We start from the raw sequence: 17,095 nt of genomic DNA on the forward strand, positions 1-17,095 counted from the left end.
AAAAACTAGCCGTAAACTTCACAGACGGGAAGTGGAAATATGACAACGAAAAAAATCGGGGCCCAGACGGCGGCCCTGGCCAATCCGCCCTCTCTGGCCGCCTGGGCCAACGTGGCGGGCAAAAAGGAGGGGGAGGGCCCTCTGGCCGGCACCTTCGACTATATCGACGGGGACAACACCTTCGGCGAGGCCACCTGGGAGAAGTCGGAGAGCGCCATGCAGAAGCAGGCCCTGGCCCTGGCCCTGAACAAGGCGGGGCAGGCGGCCTCCGCCCTGGACTGGCTCTTCGCCGGGGACCTGCTCAACCAGTGCATCGGCTCCTCCTTCGCCGCCCGGGACCAGCAGATTCCCTTTTTCGGCCTCTACGGGGCCTGCTCCACCATGGGGGAGGGGCTGGCTCTGGCGGCCATGACCCTGGACGGCGGCTTCGGGGAGTGGGCGGCGGTGACCGCCTCCTCCCACTTCTGTTCGGCGGAGCGGCAGTACCGCACCCCCCTGGAGTACGGCGGCCAGCGCACCCCCACCGCCCAGTGGACGGCTACCGCCGCCGGGGCGGCCGTCCTGGCCCGGGAGGGTCCGGGGCCCTATATTACCCACGTCACCGTGGGCAAGATTGTGGACAAGGGGGTCACCGACACCAACAACATGGGGGCGGCCATGGCTCCCGCTGCCCACGCCACCATTACCGCCCACTTTCAGGACACAGGCCGCTCCCCCAGCAGCTACGACATGATCTTCACCGGCGACCTGGGCACTCTGGGCAGCGAGCTGCTCGTCGAGCTGCTCCGTCAGGACGGCATTCAGGTGAAAAACCACGCCGACTGCGGGTCCATGCTCTTCGACACAGAAAACCAGGACGTCCACTGCGGGGGCTCGGGCTGCGGCTGCTGCGCCTCGGTGCTCACCGGGCACATTTTGAACAACATGAAGGCGGGCAAGTGGAAAAATGTCCTCTTCTGCCCCACCGGGGCCCTCCACTCCCCCACCTCCGCCTTCCAGGGAGAGTCCATCCCCGGCATCTGCCACGCCATCGCCATTTCGACCTCCCGGTAAACCTCGACACGCCACGCCCTCCCATCCTCTACACGGCGCGCCGGGTCGTCGCGCCCTACAAACGATACAAAGGTGATTTTATGGAATATTTGAATGCATTTCTCTGCGGAGGCATCCTGTGCGTCATCGGACAGGTCCTCATCGACAAAACCACCCTCACACCCGCCAAAATCCTGGTGACCTATGTCACCGCCGGGGTGGTCCTCAGCGGCGCGGGGCTATATCAATACCTGGTGGACTGGGGGGGCGCGGGGGCCACGGTGCCCCTCACTGGCTTTGGCCATCTGCTGGCCAAGGGGGTCCGGAAGGCGGTGGCCGAGGACGGCCTCATCGGGGCTCTCACCGGCGGCTCCACCGCCGCAGCCGGAGGCATCACCGCAGCTATCTTCTTCGGCTTTTTAGTCGCCCTGATCTGCAAGCCCAAGCCCAAGACGTAAAACGACCGCCTCCCCAGGCCGGGGAGGCGGTCCGCTTTTTCAGGAGATGTGCGCGTTGAGCCACTCCACATACTTGTCCCGCTTCATGATGCCGATCATGTACACTCTGCCGTCCCGCATGGTCATCTCAATGCCGAAGGGAAAGCAGGGCGGGGTGGTGCAGGTTTTGATCGAGGCGATGTCCTTGATCTCGATCTCCCAGCTGACGGACGCGGTGCCCACCAGCCCGGAGGCCAGGAAGGCCACCCGCTGGTCGGTCATGTACAGCTTGCCGGAGATCTGCCGCTTACCCACTACCTGAGGCATTTTCCAGCAGTCGCAGCCCGCCTTCTGGGCGAACACTTCCTCCCCCGGACGGGTCTCAAAGGTTGGCTTTGCCATAATTGTTTCCTCCTTAATTTCATTTTGGTGCGCTCGAACAGCGGAGCGGATGGGGGGTGGGACCTCCCGGCCCCCCACAGTCCGCCGTCGAGACAAATAAAGCGGCGCAGGATTCCATCACCCTGCACCGCTAAAACAAACAGCACATTCCCCATTCCGCCTTGAAAAGAAAGGCAAAAGGCGTTATAATTGGGATGGCGCAAGTTTCTTGCTGTGTGGGAGCCGTTATCTCCTGCACAGGGGTGAGGGAAGGTGGAAGCTTCCCTTACCCTGCCCTATTCATCTCGTATCCATATTTTACCCCAAAATTACGCACGATGCAAGAGCTTTTTACAAAGCCCGGGGCCGGCGCGTCACGCACCGGCCCCGCTTTTTATTCCTTCTCCGCCGTGGCCGCCGGGGCGTCCAGGCGCATGAGGTCGATGTTGTCTGTGATGCTCTGGATCATCCCGGAGTCAATAAACTCCCGGGTTTTGGCGATGGCGTTCTGGATGGCCCGGGCGTCGGAGGAGCCGTGGGCCTTGATGACCGGCTTGGAGATGCCCAGCAGAGCGGTGCCCCCCACCTCGCCGGAGTCCAGGGTCCGCTTAAAGTCCCTCAGCCCGCCGGACACCAGCAGGGCCGCCAGCTTGGTGATCAGATTCTTCTTGAACATCCTCTTGATCTCCCGGGCCAGATACAGCCCGGTGCCCTCCATAGTCTTGAGGAAGATATTTCCGGAGTAGCCGTCGGAGACGATGACGTCCACCGCCCCCTCCACCGCCTCCCGGGCCTCCACGTTGCCCACGAAGTTGATGCGGCCCGCCTCCCCCGCCGCCTCCAGCATGGGGTAAACGGTGGTTTGGAGGGCGGTGCCCTTGGAGGGCTCGGCGCCGATGTTGAGCAGGCCCACCTTGGGGTTGGGCCGGCCCATCACCTTCTCGGCGTAGTAGGAGCCCATAAAGGCGAACTGGAGCAGGTACTCCGGGGGACACTCGGCGTTGGCTCCGCAGTCGATCAGCACCGCTCCGCCGTTCCCCGTGGGCACCACGGGAGCCAGGGCCGCCCGGCGGATGCCCTTGATCCGCTTGGCTACCAGGGTGGCCGCCGACAGCAGGGCTCCGGTGGAGCCGGCGGAGACAAAGGCGTCTCCCGCCCCGCTCTTGAGAAGATTCAGCCCCACGGTGAGGGAGGAGTCCTTCTTTCTCCGGAAGGCGGTGGCTGGATCGTCGCACATCTCCACCACCTCGCTGGCGTAGGCCACCTCCACCCCGGCGGGCAGGTCGCTGATGCCGTTGTCGGCCAGGACCTTTAATATCTCCTCGCTCTTTCCCACCAGGATGATGTTCACCCCGTACTCCTTCACGGCCTGAATGGCTCCCATCACGGGGGCCTGGGGCGCGTTGTCCCCGCCCATGGCGTCTACGATAATCTTCATGGTTTTCCCTCTTTTCTGTTCTGCGGCAGTTTACGGGTTTGCTCCCAAAGCCTCCTTTTGAAAGGAGGTGCCCCAGTTCGCAAACTGGGGCGGAGGATTGCATTTTGGCGAAGCCAAAATATGCGAAGCAAACGAGATTTGCATAGGCTTGGTTTACTTCGTATGTTCGCTTCGCGAACGCAATCCTCAGTCAGCCTTCGGCTGACAGCCCCTTTCAAAAGGGGCCTTTTTCCTAAACCAGCGGCCTGGGCTCGTCGATCAAACCCAGGAGGTAATCGGCAGATACATTGTAGTGCTGGCAGATAGCGGCCAGCTTGTCAAAGGAGGTCGCACGGCGACCGTTTTCAATGTCGCTGACAGTCGCTTGTGTTGCCCCGATGGCATCTGCCAGGTCTTTTTGTTGCTCTCCTCTCGCTTTGCGCAATTTCCGGACCCTTATGCAAAAAACATCCTTATGGAGCATAGAGTACCCCCTTGACATATTACGCATTTAGCGATATAATTACGCTATCTCAATTATATGGTGGTGCTGAATATGGACAACCAGCTAAAAGACTTCTTCTTTGACGAACAGGACCGGGGCCAGCTCGTCTTTGAAAACGACCCGGAGTACAACGACCTGATGGAACAGAGCCTGTCCCTGTTTCCGGACAAAAACCTGCCCAAGGCCATCTTCCACCTTCTGGAGACCTCCAACTGCATCTCCTTCGCCCACGGGCTCCGGCTGGGGCTGAGACTGAAGGAGTGGGCCCAAAAGGCTCCTTTGGAAAGGAGCTGTCAGCCGCAGGCTGACTGAGGATTGCGTTTTGCGAAGCAAAACATACGAAGTAAACAAAGTCTCCGAAGTCTTGTTTATTTCATACATTTCGCTGCGCGAAATACAATCCGACCTCACGGCTTCGCCATGCCACCTCCTTTCAAAAGGAGGCTTGCCCTGCGGGGGACGAGGGGTGCTCTACTCCAGCTCCAGCTTGTCCAGCGCCTCCAGGGCCCGGCGGGAAATCTCGGCATTCTTGTTCCGCTTGCCCTTGACTCGATAGCCCAGGGAGGGGATCAGGCCGAAATTGATATTCATCGGTTGAAAGTTTACCACACTTTGGTCACTGATGTAAAGAGCCAACGCGCCCATGGCGGTCTCCTGGGGGAAATTGGCAGGTGCTTTCCCCTCCAGGCGGCGAGCCAGCTCCACCGCAGCCAGGAACCCGGAGGCGGTGGACTCCACATACCCCTCCACCCCGGTGATCTGTCCGGCGAACATAATCCGCTCGTTCCCCCGCACCCGGTAATAGCGGTCCAGCAGGCGGGGCGAGTCCAGGAAGGTATTCCGGTGCATCACCCCATAGCGGACGTACTGCGCGTTTTTCAGGGCGGGGATCATGGAGAACACCCGTTTCTGCTCGGGCCATTTGAGATGGGTCTGAAAGCCCACCATGTTGTAGATAGACCCCTGGGCGTTGTCCTGCCTCAGCTGGACCACGGCGAAGGGCTCCTTCCCCGTCCTGGGGTCCTTGAGGCCGACGGGTTTCAGCGGGCCGTAGCACAGGGTATCCCTGCCCCGCCGGGCCATCACCTCCACCGGCATACAGCCCTCAAAGACCCCGGCGTCCTCAAAGCCGTGGACCTCCGCCTCCTGCGCCTGGGTCAGCTCGGTCCAGAAGGCGTCGTACTCCTCCCGGGAGAGGGGACAGTTGATATAGTCGGGCGTCCCCCGGTCATACCGGGAGGCAAACCAGGCGCTGTCCATGTCGATGCTGTCGAAGGTGACCAGCGGGGCGGCGGCGTCAAAAAAGTTCAGGTATCTGCTGTCCGGGAAGAGCCCGGCGATCCTCTCCGACAGGGCCTCGCTGGTCAGCGGACCCGTGGCGATGATGACATCGCCCTCGGAGGGAATTTCGGTGACCTCCCCCTCCACCACGGTGATGCCGGGGTGGTCTTTGATTGCATCGGTAATGGCGGCGGCGAAGGCGTGGCGGTCCACCGCCAGGGCGCCCCCCGCCTCCACCCGGTGGGCGTCGGCGCAGGCCATGATTAGCGAGCCGCTCCGGCGCAGCTCCTCCTTGAGCAGGCCCACCGCGTTCTCCAGCTGGTCGGACCGCAGGGAGTTGGAGCACACCAGCTCCCCGAAATACTCGCTGTGGTGGGCTGGGGTCATCTTTTGGGGCTTCATCTCCCGCAGTGTCACAGGAATGCCCCGCCGGGCCAGCTGCCACGCCGCCTCGCTCCCCGCCAGTCCGGCCCCGATGACGGTTACTTTGTCCATAGTTCCTCCCACCCTTCTTTCCGCTTCTGCGTAGGGCGCGACGACCTCGGCGCGCCGGGTCATAACGCCAATCTTTTGCGGCGCGCCGGGTCGTCGCGCCCTACAATTTACGCTTCCTTCTTGGCCGCAGCTTTCTTAGTCGCTGTCTTCTTCTCCGCTGCGGCCTTTTTCGTGGTGGATTTTTTTGTGGCTGCCTTCTTTGCGGCGGCGGACTTCTTCGGCTTCTCCTCCGCCTCGGCGGGGACGGGCTCCCCCTCCGCGGGGGCGGTCTCCTTCTTCTTCCAGCCGCCCCGTTTTTCCTCGGGCGTGAAGTTGGCGCACTTCTCGTTGATGCAGAAGGGCTTCTTCGCCCCCCGGCCCGCCTTCTTGAACATGGTCTGGCCGCAGACGGGGCAGTTGTCCTTCACGGGCACGTCGAAGGTGACAAACTCACACCGCTGGTTCTCGTCCTTGCTGCTCCGGCGCTCGCAGCAGTAGTAGGTGTACTGCTTACCCGTCTTTTTGGATTTTCCGGTGCGCTTGAACAGCCGTCCGCCGCACAGGGGGCACTTTCCGGGCATCTCCACCACCAGCGGCATGGTGAAGTCGCACTCCGGCCAGCCAGGGCAGGCCAGGAAGCGGCCAAACCGCCCGGACTTGATGACCAGGTTCCGCCCGCACTGGGGACACAGCTCCTCCGACACCTCGTCGGGCACCTTAATCCGCTCCCCGTCCAGGTCCTGCTCCGCCTTTTTCAGCTCGGCGTCGAAGTCCCTGTAAAACTCGGCGAGCAGGGCCTTCCAGTCGGCGGACCCCTCCTCCACCTTGTCCAGACGCTCCTCCATCTGGGCGGTGAAGTCGTAGTCCACAATGTCGTGGAACTTGTCCTTCATCAGGCCGGTGACCACCTCCCCCAGAGGGGTGGGCCGCAGCGCCCTGCTCCCCTCCTTCACCACGTACTCCCGGTTCAGGATGGTGGAGATGGTGGGCGCATAGGTGGAGGGCCTGCCGATGCCCTGCTCCTCCAGCGCCCGGATCAGCGTGGCCTCAGAGTATCGGGCGGGGGGCTGGGTGAAGTGCTGGTCCGGGGTCAGCTTTTTGCCGGCGAGGGGCTCCCCCTCCTTCAGGTCGGGGAGGGGAGACGACCGCTTTTCCTCCTCGTCATCGTCCCGCCCCTCCTCATAGACGGCGGTAAAGCCGGAGAATTTCAGGGAGGAGTGGCTGGCCCGGAAGATATAACCGGAGTTGGCCGCGTCGATGGACAGGCTGTCATAGACGGCGTTGGACATCTGACAGGCCAGGAAGCGGGACCAGATCAGCCGGTAGAGCTTGAACTGCTCTGCCGTCAGGTCCTTTTTGATGTCGTCGGGCGCCAGGGTCACGTCGGAGGGCCGGATGGCCTCGTGGGCGTCCTGGGCGCCGCCGCGGGTCTTATACTTCCGGGGCTGGGCCGGGCAGTAGGGGGCGCCGTACCGCTGGGCGATAAAGCCCCGGGCGGCGGCCACCGCCTCGTCGGACAGGCGCAGCGAGTCGGTACGCATATAGGTAATCAGGCCCACCGTCCCCTGGCCGGCGATGTCAACGCCCTCATAGAGCTGCTGGGCCACCGCCATCGTCCGGGCGGGAGACATGTTCAGCTTGCGGCTGGCCTCCTGCTGGAGGGTGGAGGTGGTGAAAGGGGGGGCGGGCTGACGGTTCTTCTCCTGCCGCTTCACCCTGGCTACCGACCAGCTCCCCTTGGAGACGGCGGCAATCACTTCCTCCGCCTCCGCCTGGCTGTGCAGCTCCAGCTTCTTGTCTCTCCCGTGGAACTGGGCCTTGAAGGAGCCGCTGTGGGGGCTTACCCGCTCCAGGTCGGCCTCGATGGACCAGTACTCCTGGGGCTGGAAGGCCTTGATCTCGTTCTCCCGCTCCACCACCAGCCGGGTGGCTACCGACTGCACCCGCCCGGCGGACAGGCCCCGGCGGATCTTCTTCCAAAGCAGGGGAGACAGCTGATAGCCCACAATGCGGTCCAGGATGCGCCGGGCCTGCTGGGCGTCCACCAGGTTCTGGTCGATGGCCCGGGGGGCGGCGATAGACTTCTGCACCACATTTTTGGTGATCTCGTTGAAGGTCACCCGGTAGGTCTTGTCATCGGGGATGCTGAGCAGCTCCTTCAGGTGCCAGGAGATGGCCTCCCCCTCCCGGTCAGGGTCGGTAGCCAGATAGACCCGGCCCGAGTGCTTGGCCGCCTTCTTCAGGTCCCGAATCACGTCCTCCTTGCCCTTGATGGGCTGATAGTCGGGGACAAAGCCGCCCTCGATATCCACGCTCAGCTTGCTCTTGGGCAGGTCCCGGACATGGCCCATAGACGCCTTTACCTCATATCCCGGGCCCAGGTATTTGCCGATAGTCTTGGCCTTGGACGGGGATTCTACAATTACTAAGTCAGTTTGATTTGCCACGTTGGATTTACCTCCAGAGATTGATTACACTACGATCGTGATGGGGAGTGTCCTGCCGCGCATTTTATCGGGATTGATTTTTATAGCACCCCTGTAGGGGCGCACAGTGTGCGCCCGCAGGCGGACAATGTCCGCCCCTACATAAAAATCCGCGAATGAGACACACCATCCTAATGCGTCCCTACGTTTCCAGCTCCACCAGGGCGCGGAACCGCCGGCCCGGCCGCTCCTCCATGGCGCCCTGAACCTGGAGCATCGTAAGGGCGGAGAGGACATATTTCATGGGCACCTGGGTCTTTTCCACAAGCTCGTCGGCGGTGAGGGCGGCGCCGGACGCGGCGGCCAGAATGGCCAGCTCGTCGTCGGTGAACCGGGCCTTCTGCTGGCTGAGGGGAACCCGCTCCCGCCGGGGAGCCGCCTCCTGCTCCGGCCGCTCCGGCTCCGGACGGGGGGACTCCCCCTCCTCCCGGGCCAGGCGGGCCTTGACCACCTCGGGGGCCAGGGGGGCCACAGCGGCCAGCTTGATGGGATACTGATCCACAAAATCCTCCAGAATGTCCCGGGCGCTCTCCACCAGGATGGCCTTTCCCTCGTGGATCAGCCGGTTGGTCCCCATGGCCCGCCCGTCCCCCAGGGCCTTGGGGACGGCGTACACCTCCCGGCCCTGGTCCAGGGCGTGGTTGACGGTGAGCATGGTGCCCCCGACGGGCTCACACTCCACCGCCAGAATACCCAGACACAGGCCGCTCAAAATCCGGTTCCTGGGCCGGAAGTGACTCCCCTTGTGGGGCGTCCCCGGGGGATATTCAGAGACGAGGGCGCCCGCGGCGGCCACATCGTCATATATAAAACGGTTTTCCACGGGAAATTTCACGTCCACGCCGCCAGCCAGCACAGACACCACCGGCCCGCCGCCCTTTAGAGCGCCCCGGATGGCCCGGGCGTCGATGCCCTCGGCAATGCCGGATACCACCAGCGCCCCGCTGTCCGCCAGCTCCATGGAAAGCTTTTCAGCCCACAGCTCGCCGTAGGGGCTGCATTTCCGCATCCCCACCACGCCGATGGCCGCCTCCTCGTCAAAGCGGAACACCCGCCCCTTGATATACAGCACCATGGGCGGGTCCGCCAGCTGCCGCAGGCGCTGGGGGTAGCCGGCATCCTGAATGGTCATCACCCGCAGGCCCAGCCGGTCGCAGTCCCCCAGAATTTTGTTGGCCTCGTCCAGGCTCTTGTCCAGCAGAGACCGCTTCACCGGGTCGGGCAGGGGCAGGGCGTCGAAGTCCTCCTTCTCGCCGTAGTATACCCGCTCCGGAGTGATAAAGTGGTCCAGCACCGCCAAAGCCCCCGCAGGGCTCAGCCCCCTGCGGCCGGTCAGCCACAGCCAGTATTGCAGGCCCGCCATTTTCTCAGTCCCTCTTTCGTCAAATTTGGGAGCGCCCCATCTCCCACAGGATCACCGCTGCGGCCGCCGCCGCGTTCAGCGACTCACAGCGCCGGGACATGGGAATTTTCAGCGTGCCCGCGCACGCCTCCAGCACCGCCTGAGACACCCCCTGCCCCTCACTGCCAATCACCACGGCGGCATTGGACAGGTCCAGCTCCCGCACGTCGGCGGTGTCCTCTCTCAGGGCTGCGGCGTACAGGGGAATGCCCATTTTCCCGAGCAGATCGGTCAGCTCGTTCAGGGTGCATTGATAAATCACCCGGCGGAAATGGACCCCCATGGCGGCCCGGACGGCCTTGGGGCTGTTGGCATCGGCGCAGCCGGGGAGAAGAAACACCGGGCCGCAGTCGAAGGCGTCCGCCGTGCGCAGGATGGTGCCCACATTTCCTGGGTCCTGAACACCGTCCAGTACCAGACAGCGCCTCCATGTCAGATAGCGCTCCGGCTCCCGCTTCAGCTCCTCGGGCAGGCGGAGGGTCGGGGCCGCGCAGGAGAACACAACCCCCTGGGGGGTCTTCATGGGGCTGACCGACTCCATCACGCTCTCGGTAACCTGGATCTCCCGGGCCGTACAGTCGTCGTAGACAGGCAGCTTCACCCCCTGGGTGTAGAGGACGGTGTGGATGCGATGTCCCCCCCACAGGCTGGCCTCTTCCAGCAGCTTGGGGCTGTCGCACAGCATCTCCCCCGTCTCCTCCCGGTATGCCCGGGAGGAGGCCAGCTTGCGGAAGTGGGTGCAGATGGGATTTTTTCGGCTGGTGATGATCTCCACATGCGGTCCCCCCTTAAGATTCTTACTTATAATAAAGGTATCCCCCGGGGTTGTCAAGGAAAGTTTTTTGCCGAATCGGGGAAACGGGGCGGCACGGAGGCCCCTCCCTACAGGATTTCCCCCTCAAATACCGTCCGGGCGGGGCCGGTCATCAGAATATTTTCCCCCTGCTTTTCCAGGATGAGGACCCCGCCGGGCAGGACGGCCTCCACCCGGCTTTCACACCAATTTGACCCCAGAGCCGCCCCAAAGGCGGCGCAGGCTCCAGTGCCGCAGGCCAGGGTAATCCCGCTCCCCCGCTCCCACACCCGGACACGCAGGCACTCTCGGTCCGGGAGGGAGACGAACTCAATATTCCGCCGCTCCCCCAGGGCGGGGTGGACCTCCAGCAGGGGTCCCAGCCGCTCCAGGCAGATTTTTTCCGGGTCGGGGCAGAAGATTACCCCGTGGGGATTGCCTGTGGAGACGGGGATGACGGTGAACCCCTCCCCCGCCGCCTCCAGCTCCACCGGAGCAGATACCCGCGCCGGCCCCATGTCCACCGTCACGGCCTCCACTTCGCCGCCCCGGACATGGAGCTCCAGGGACCGGGGGCCTGCTTCGGTGTCGATGGTCAGGCGGGTCTTTTGGGTGAGGCCCTTGTCGCGGACATACTTCCCCACGCACCGGATGCCGTTGCCGCACATGGCCCCCCGGGAGCCGTCGGCGTTGTACATCTCCATGGTAAAATCCCCGGTCCGGCCCGGTTTAATGCAAATCAATCCGTCCGCCCCCACCCCAAAGTGCCGGTCGGACAGCCGGCGGGCCAGTCCGGGCAGGTCCGCCGGAGTCTCCTCCAGACAGTTCAGGTAGATATAGTCGTTGCCCAGACCCTCCATTTTGGTAAAGCGCATGGCCGATTCCCCCTTTCGGAGTCAGCCTATGCGCAAATGCCTATAGAAAGACCGGGGGCGGCTACGCCCCCGGCCATTTGCAGGTCAATAAATCACCAGATAGCGCTCCAGCTCCCAACTGGACACCCGGGTCTGGTACTCGTCCCACTCCCGCAGCTTGCCCTTGATGTAGTGCTTCGCCACGTGCTCTCCCAGCACGTCCAGAATCAGGGCGTCCTTCTCCAGCTCCTCCAGGGCGTCCTTCAGGGTGCCGGGCAGGCAGGCGATGCCGTGGGCTCTGCGGGTGGCGTCGTCCATGGCGTAGATGTCCCCACTGATCTCCAGGGGGGGCGTCAGGCCCCGGGCGATGCCGTCCAGGCCGGCGGCCAGACACACCGCCACCGCCAGGTAGGGGTTGCAGGAGGGGTCCGGGCTGCGCAGCTCCACCCGGGTGGCCTGGCCCCGGGCGGCGGGGATGCGGATGAGGGCGGAGCGGTTGGAGGCCGACCAGGCCCGATAGCGGGGGGCCTCGTGGCCCGCGCCCAGCCGCTTGTAGGAGTTGACCAGGGGGTTGGTCACGGCGGTGAAGCCCTGGACATGGTCCAGCAGGCCGGCGATGAAGGAGTAGGCCGTTTTGGACAGGCCCCGCTCCCCGTTGGGATCGCAGAACACGTTTTTCCCATTCTTGAACAGGGACATATTCAGGTGCATCCCGTTGCCCGCGATGTCGTAGATGGGCTTGGGCATGAAGGTGGCGTGAAGACCGTTCTTCCGGGCGATGCTTTTGGTCATCAGCTTGAAGGTCATGATCTTATCCGCCCCCTCCAGGGCGTTGTTGTACTTGAAGTCGATCTCATGCTGGGCCACAGCGCACTCGTGATGGCTGGCCTCGATCTCAAAGCCCATCTGCTCCAGGGTGTGGCTGATCTCCCGGCGGGTGGCCTCGCCGTGGTCCAGGGGGCCCAAGTCGAAGTAGCCCGCCTCGTCCTTGGTGTTCGTGGTGGCGTGGCCGTTCTCGTCGGTGTCAAAGAGGAAAAACTCCAGCTCCGGCCCCACGTTGAACACGTCGAAGCCCATGGATTCCGCCCGGCGCAGCACCCGGCGCAGCACCCCCCGTGGGTCGCCCACGAAGGGGGTGCCGTCGGTGTTGTACACATCGCAGAACATCCGGGCCGTCCGGCCTTCGCTGATATTCTCGGGCAGGATAATAAAGCTGTTCAGATCGGGGTACAGGCACTGGTCCGACTCGTGGATACGGGTAAAGCCCTCGATGGAGGAGCCGTCGAACATGATCTGGTTGTTCACCGCCTTCTCAATCTGGGAGGCGGTGATGGCCACGTTCTTCATCTGACCGAAAATATCGGTGAACTGCATCCGGATGAACTCCACCTTCTCATCCTGGACAATGCGGATGATATCCTCTTTTGTATAGCCCATGGGCAATCCCTCTTTTCAAAAATTTCGGTACTTAGTATCGCATTTTCCCCCCCGGATTGTCAAGGATTTTATTGACAAATCCCCTGGAATTGGGTAGACTAACCGTTGTCATATACAGATAAAAGGAGCGACCCGCCCTATGAAAAAACCCTTTGTCACCCTGGAGCAGCTCCAGGAGATTGTCAAAATTTACCCCACCCCCTTCCACCTCTACGACGAGAAGGGCATCCGGGAAAACGCCCGGGCGCTGTACAGGGCCTTCGCCTGGAACCCGGGCTTTCGGGAGTACTTCGCCGTCAAGGCCACCCCCACCCCCCAGATTCTGAAAATACTCCGGGAGGAGGGCTGCGGCGTGGACTGCTCCTCCCTCACCGAGCTGATGATGAGCCAGCGATGCGGCTTTGCCGGGGACGAGATCATGTTCTCCTCCAACGACACTCCGGCGGAGGAGTTCGCCCTGGCCGCCAGGCTGGGCGCCGTCATCAACCTGGACGATATCACCCACATCGACTTTTTGAAGGATACCCTGGGTTATATTCCCCAAAAAATCTCCTGCCGGTATAATCCCGGCGGCACCTTCACCCTGGGGGAGAGCAAGGAGGGTTTCCAGGTGATGGACAACCCCGGGGACGCCAAGTACGGCCTCACCCGGCCCCAGATGACCGAAGCCTTTCGCCGGCTGAAGGAGCTGGGGGCGGAGGAATTCGGCATCCACGCCTTCCTGGCCTCCAACACCCTCTCCAACGACTACTACCCCGCTCTGGCGACCATCCTCTTCAAAATGGCCGTGGAGCTGAAGGAGGAAACGGGCTGTCACATCACCTTCATCAATCTCTCCGGCGGGGTGGGGGTGCCCTACCGCCCCGACCAGTCCGCCAACGACATCGCGGTCATCGGCGAGGGGGTGCGGAAGGCCTTTGAGGAGATTCTGGTCCCCGCGGGCATGGGGGACGTGGCTGTCTGCACCGAACTGGGCCGCTTCATGCTGGCTCCCTACGGACATCTCGTCACCCGGGTGCTCCACCAGAAGCACACCTATAAGGAGTATATCGGAGTTGACGCCTGTGCCGCCAACCTGATGCGCCCCGCCATCTACGGGGCCTATCACCACATCACCGTCATGGGCAGGGAGGACGCCCCCTGCGACCACAAGTACGACGTCACCGGCTCCCTGTGTGAGAACTGCGACAAGTTCGCCGTGGACCGTATGCTGCCCGAAATTGACACCGGCGACCTGCTGGTCATCCACGACACCGGCGCCCACGGCCACTCCATGGGCTACCAGTACAACGGCCGCCTGCGCTCGGCGGAGGTCCTGCTGTGTGAGGACGGCTCCACCCGCCTCATCCGCCGGGCCGAGACCCCCGAGGACTATTTCGCAACCGCCATCTGGGACTGACAGGATCCCTCTCCCGTCCCCGCCCGCAGGCAAAAAAGCCTCCTTTCGAAAGGAGGTGCCCCAGTGCGCACACTGGGGCGGAGGATTGCATTTTGGCGAAGCCAAAATATGCGAAGCAAACGGGAATTTTGAGCTCTCTGTAGGGCGGGACGACTCGGCCCGCCGTGTATTTGCCTGATTCGACGGCGCGCCGAGGTCGTCGCGCCCTACAAACAGAAACGCAATCCTCAGTCAGACGCTGCGGCGGGACGGAAGGCTTCACGCCCCCACGAGGGCGTTCAGCTCTCGGGCCAGTCTCAGGGCCGCACGAAAGATGTACTCGCTTTCGACGCTGTTCTGAGCGCCGATTCTGTCAATCATCTGGCACAGTTCTTTCCGCTGTTCTTCATTCAAGCAGCTCTTGACGCATTTGATCTGCATATCTGCGGAAAGAACACAGTTCCGATATTCCTCACTGTCCTTCAAGCCTCCTAAGCGGTTTTCCAATACAAATTGATACAGGCATTTCATCAGGTCATCCATTATGATTCCTCCTCCATTTTATGCCCAAATAGGCATGTTTCTTATATATTATCATGCCCATTTGGACTTGTCAAGAGGTGAAATTCAGACATGCAGAAATTAGCTGAGCGGCTTCTCAGTCTCCGAAAGAATCAAAATCTTACTCAAGAGGCCATTGCGCAAGAGTTGGGAATTGGACTGCGGTCATACTGCCGTTATGAAAAAGACGAGCGCGAGCCTGACGCCCCTACCCTGGTCAAGATGGCCGACTTCTATGGCATCTCCCTGGACTATCTGGTGGGGCGGTCGGAAAAGCGGGAAAGGAGCTGACAGAATGAACATCACAGGCCAGCTGGCTATTCTCTTCGGCGTCTGTCTGGCGGCGCAGTGCATCGCGGCTCTGCTTCCTGTGGCCTTCCCGGCCAGCGTCATCGGAATGCTCCTGCTGCTGGGGCTGCTGCTGCTCCGCGGGGTGAGGGAGCGCCACATCGACCGGGTCTGCGGCTTTCTGTCGGACAACATGTCCTTTTTCTTTGTCGCCCCCTGCGTGGGCCTGCTGGAGCACACGGACGCCCTGCTGGACTGTCTGGTCCCCTTCTTTGTGATCGCCGTGGTCACCACCCCCATCGTCTACTTCGCCACCGCCTGGACCATCCAGCTTATCATGGCCCTGCGCCGGAAAAAGGGGGGCAAGTCATGATTGAGGCCTTCCTCTCCTCCCCCTTCTTTGGTCTGACGCTGACCTGCGGGGCCTGGTGCGCCGGCCTTTGGGTGCAGAAAAAGACCGGCCTGATCCTGTGCAACCCCCTGCTGGTCTCCACCGTGCTGATTATCCTGCTTCTGGTATCCCTGAAAATCCCCTATGAGTCCTACGCCCTGGGGGGCGACCTGCTGGTGCTGATGCAGACCCCGGTGACTGTGATGCTGGCTCTGAACGTCTATCAGCAGCGCAGGCTGCTGGGGGAATACTTCCTTCCGGTGGTGGCCGGCTGTCTGGCCGGCTCCCTGGCCAGCATCGCTTCGGTCCTGCTGCTGAGCTGGCTGATGGGGCTGGACGGGGTCATCACCGCCTCCCTTCTGCCTAAGAGCGTCACCACCGCCATTGCCATCGCCATCTCAGAGAGCCGGGGAGGCATCCCGGGCCTGACCGTCACCGCCGTCCTCATCGCCGGAGTGACCGGCGCCATGTTCGCTCCCCTCTTCGCCAGGCTGTTTCACATCACCGACCCGGTGGCGGAGGGGACAGCCATCGGGGCGTGCAGCCACGGTCTGGGCACCGCCAAGGCCATGGAGATCGGCAAAATCCAGGCCGCCATGAGCTCCATCGCCATCTGCGTCTGCGGCATTATCACCTCGGTTCTGGCGCTGTTTATGTAAAAAAACCGGCCCTGCCGCAAGGGCGTGCCTGATAAAGAAGTTTTCTTTGTCGGGTGGCAACCGCATGATACTACGGTGTCATGCGGTTGTCTTTTTGCTATACCGGCTAAATTCCGGTGAAAAATCAATCTCGCCAATGAAGTTATAATGTACGTCAATGCGCTGGACGCGGTGGCCGCTGGACTTATCGGGGGCATGGACAACGATTTTCTCCACAAACTCCCGCAAAAGCGCCGGGGTCAGCTCGGTGGGCTGGGTGTACTTCTTCACAATTTTCAAAAAGCTCTGGACATTGACCGCCTGCGTCTGAGCGGCATGTACGATAGCGGACAGATCCTCTATGGACTGTTTCAGATTTGCTTGCTCCTGCTCGTAGCCCTCGGACAGCTTGGCAAAGCGTTCCTCACTCAGCTTACCTACAACATGATCTTCATAAAGCCTTTGAATGATGGCATCCAGCTCGTTATAGCGCCGCTCCTGCTTTTCCAGCTTACGCTTGGCCTTTTCCTGCTCGGTGCGCTGTAACGCCATCTTGTTTTCCATGATGCGCCGCACAAACTCGTCCTCGTCCTCCTGGGCGTAGGCTACCACCCGTTGCAGATTTTGGAGTACAAGCTGTTCCAACACCACCGCCCGGATGTAATGGGCGCTACAACCTTTTTTACCGCGGTAGGTGGCGCAGGTGTAGCACTCCTGTTCATGCGTCCATGAAGTAGTCCGGCAGTGATACAGTCTCGCTCCACAGTCGGCGCAGTAGGCCAGCCCGGAGAACATCCCCATTTCTCCCATTTTGGTGGGGCGGCGGCGCTGTTCCCTCGCCTTTTGTACGATCTCCCAGGTTTCCGGGTCGATGATGGCCTTGTGGGTATCTTCAAACCTTGTGTAGATGAAAAAGATACAAGCAAAAAACGCAGAAATAAAGTTGCTCAATGTAGAAGAAAATGCGGAGTTGCAACGAGTAAGGTGAGAAAAAGTTGGATTTTCAAAACAACCTCTCGTTTCAAAAATTTTACGTACCAGAGATGCAAGAACAAGTTTTTAACGGACGGAGTAAAATCGCTCTCACCCAAATTGCTTCCAGAGCAGCTGACCGCTGGATAATTGCTTCGGAAAGGCGGTGATGGAATAATATAGCAGGGATAGCGCTCGGAGACCAATGGTCACTCTGTACAAGGATAACAACCGTTCAAAGTATGGTAAAAGGGCAGTAATTCTTCTAAATATTTTGTGAGTGCCCGCAAAACCTTGTGAAACAGCGCATTACGCCGCATTTCCTGACAACAGGCCACCCCAATTACTACGAATTTACTACCAAGGAA

At 61.5% G+C, this 17,095-nt stretch carries 18 protein-coding genes; 7 read left to right on the forward strand and 11 right to left on the reverse strand.

The features are described 5' to 3' along the window. Positions 1-39: 39 nt before the first annotated feature. The gene (gene spoVAD / locus D1641_RS10985; protein WP_160665601.1) at positions 40-1,053 is read left to right on the forward strand and encodes a stage V sporulation protein AD; all 1,014 of its coding nucleotides are present in this window, start codon (positions 40-42) and stop codon (positions 1,051-1,053) included. Positions 1,054-1,133: 80 nt separating this feature from the next. Next, positions 1,134-1,490, forward strand: coding sequence for a stage V sporulation protein AE (gene spoVAE / locus D1641_RS10990; RefSeq protein WP_160665603.1), 357 nt, complete (start codon positions 1,134-1,136; stop codon positions 1,488-1,490). A gap of 39 nt (positions 1,491-1,529) precedes the next feature. On the opposite strand, the gene D1641_RS10995 is transcribed toward spoVAE, so the two are convergent. The 3 genes from D1641_RS10995 to D1641_RS11005 form a co-directional block, all read right to left on the reverse strand. Further along, positions 1,530-1,871 (reverse strand): hypothetical protein, encoded by a 342-nt coding sequence (locus D1641_RS10995; RefSeq protein WP_160665605.1) that lies wholly within the window; start codon positions 1,869-1,871, stop codon positions 1,530-1,532. A 373-nt stretch (positions 1,872-2,244) separates the two neighbouring features. After that, positions 2,245-3,288, reverse strand: coding sequence for a phosphate acyltransferase PlsX (gene plsX / locus D1641_RS11000; protein WP_160665607.1), 1,044 nt, complete (start codon positions 3,286-3,288; stop codon positions 2,245-2,247). A gap of 232 nt (positions 3,289-3,520) precedes the next feature. After that, on the reverse strand, positions 3,521-3,751 hold the full coding sequence (locus tag D1641_RS11005) for a helix-turn-helix transcriptional regulator (RefSeq protein WP_160665609.1): 231 nt from the start codon (positions 3,749-3,751) through the stop codon (positions 3,521-3,523). A 72-nt stretch (positions 3,752-3,823) separates the two neighbouring features. On the opposite strand from D1641_RS11005, the gene D1641_RS11010 reads away from it, so the two are divergent. After that, the gene (locus D1641_RS11010; RefSeq protein ID WP_160665611.1) at positions 3,824-4,084 is read left to right on the forward strand and encodes a hypothetical protein; all 261 of its coding nucleotides are present in this window, start codon (positions 3,824-3,826) and stop codon (positions 4,082-4,084) included. Positions 4,085-4,243: 159 nt separating this feature from the next. On the opposite strand, the gene trmFO is transcribed toward D1641_RS11010, so the two are convergent. The 6 genes from trmFO to glnA form a co-directional block, all read right to left on the reverse strand. Further along, positions 4,244-5,548: a methylenetetrahydrofolate--tRNA-(uracil(54)-C(5))-methyltransferase (FADH(2)-oxidizing) TrmFO gene (trmFO, locus tag D1641_RS11015; RefSeq protein WP_160665613.1), complete on the reverse strand. Its 1,305-nt coding sequence runs from the start codon at positions 5,546-5,548 to the stop codon at positions 4,244-4,246. Positions 5,549-5,655: 107 nt separating this feature from the next. Beyond that, a complete protein-coding gene (topA, locus tag D1641_RS11020; protein WP_160665615.1) occupies positions 5,656-7,974 on the reverse strand; it encodes a type I DNA topoisomerase in 2,319 nt (772 codons plus the stop codon). 181 nt (positions 7,975-8,155) lie between these two features. Beyond that, positions 8,156-9,376 (reverse strand): DNA-processing protein DprA, encoded by a 1,221-nt coding sequence (locus D1641_RS11025; protein WP_160665617.1) that lies wholly within the window; start codon positions 9,374-9,376, stop codon positions 8,156-8,158. Between the two features lie 19 nt (positions 9,377-9,395). Then, positions 9,396-10,190, reverse strand: coding sequence for an RNA methyltransferase (locus tag D1641_RS11030; protein WP_160665620.1), 795 nt, complete (start codon positions 10,188-10,190; stop codon positions 9,396-9,398). A 107-nt stretch (positions 10,191-10,297) separates the two neighbouring features. Next, positions 10,298-11,083: a diaminopimelate epimerase gene (gene dapF, locus D1641_RS11035; RefSeq protein ID WP_160665622.1), complete on the reverse strand. Its 786-nt coding sequence runs from the start codon at positions 11,081-11,083 to the stop codon at positions 10,298-10,300. 84 nt (positions 11,084-11,167) lie between these two features. Continuing rightward, positions 11,168-12,499: a type I glutamate--ammonia ligase gene (gene glnA / locus D1641_RS11040; protein ID WP_160665624.1), complete on the reverse strand. Its 1,332-nt coding sequence runs from the start codon at positions 12,497-12,499 to the stop codon at positions 11,168-11,170. 139 nt (positions 12,500-12,638) lie between these two features. On the opposite strand from glnA, the gene D1641_RS11045 reads away from it, so the two are divergent. Continuing rightward, entirely contained in the window at positions 12,639-13,898 is a 1,260-nt protein-coding gene (locus tag D1641_RS11045) for a diaminopimelate decarboxylase (protein WP_160665626.1), read from the forward strand. A 258-nt stretch (positions 13,899-14,156) separates the two neighbouring features. Here the strand turns inward: D1641_RS11045 and D1641_RS11050 are convergent, their stop codons facing one another. Next, complete coding sequence (locus tag D1641_RS11050; protein ID WP_160665628.1) at positions 14,157-14,420, reverse strand: hypothetical protein; 264 nt, start codon at positions 14,418-14,420, stop codon at positions 14,157-14,159. Between the two features lie 90 nt (positions 14,421-14,510). Between D1641_RS11050 and D1641_RS11055 the strand changes: the two genes are divergently transcribed. Genes D1641_RS11055 through D1641_RS11065 form a run of 3 tightly spaced genes read left to right on the forward strand, consistent with a single transcriptional unit; the run spans position 14,511 to position 15,776 of the window. Beyond that, on the forward strand, positions 14,511-14,729 hold the full coding sequence (locus tag D1641_RS11055) for a helix-turn-helix transcriptional regulator (RefSeq protein WP_160665630.1): 219 nt from the start codon (positions 14,511-14,513) through the stop codon (positions 14,727-14,729). A gap of 4 nt (positions 14,730-14,733) precedes the next feature. After that, complete coding sequence (locus tag D1641_RS11060; RefSeq protein ID WP_160665632.1) at positions 14,734-15,099, forward strand: CidA/LrgA family protein; 366 nt, start codon at positions 14,734-14,736, stop codon at positions 15,097-15,099. Next, a complete protein-coding gene (locus D1641_RS11065) occupies positions 15,096-15,776 on the forward strand; it encodes an LrgB family protein (RefSeq protein WP_160665634.1) in 681 nt (226 codons plus the stop codon). Before D1641_RS11060 ends, D1641_RS11065 begins: the two co-directional genes overlap by 4 nt. 78 nt (positions 15,777-15,854) lie before the next feature. On the opposite strand, the gene D1641_RS11070 is transcribed toward D1641_RS11065, so the two are convergent. Further along, positions 15,855-16,706 (reverse strand): DUF4368 domain-containing protein, encoded by an 852-nt coding sequence (locus D1641_RS11070; RefSeq protein ID WP_160665636.1) that lies wholly within the window; start codon positions 16,704-16,706, stop codon positions 15,855-15,857. Positions 16,707-17,095 lie beyond the last annotated feature (389 nt).

Source organism: Colidextribacter sp. OB.20, assembly GCF_009911595.1.
Classification (GTDB): domain Bacteria; phylum Bacillota; class Clostridia; order Oscillospirales; family Oscillospiraceae; genus Lawsonibacter.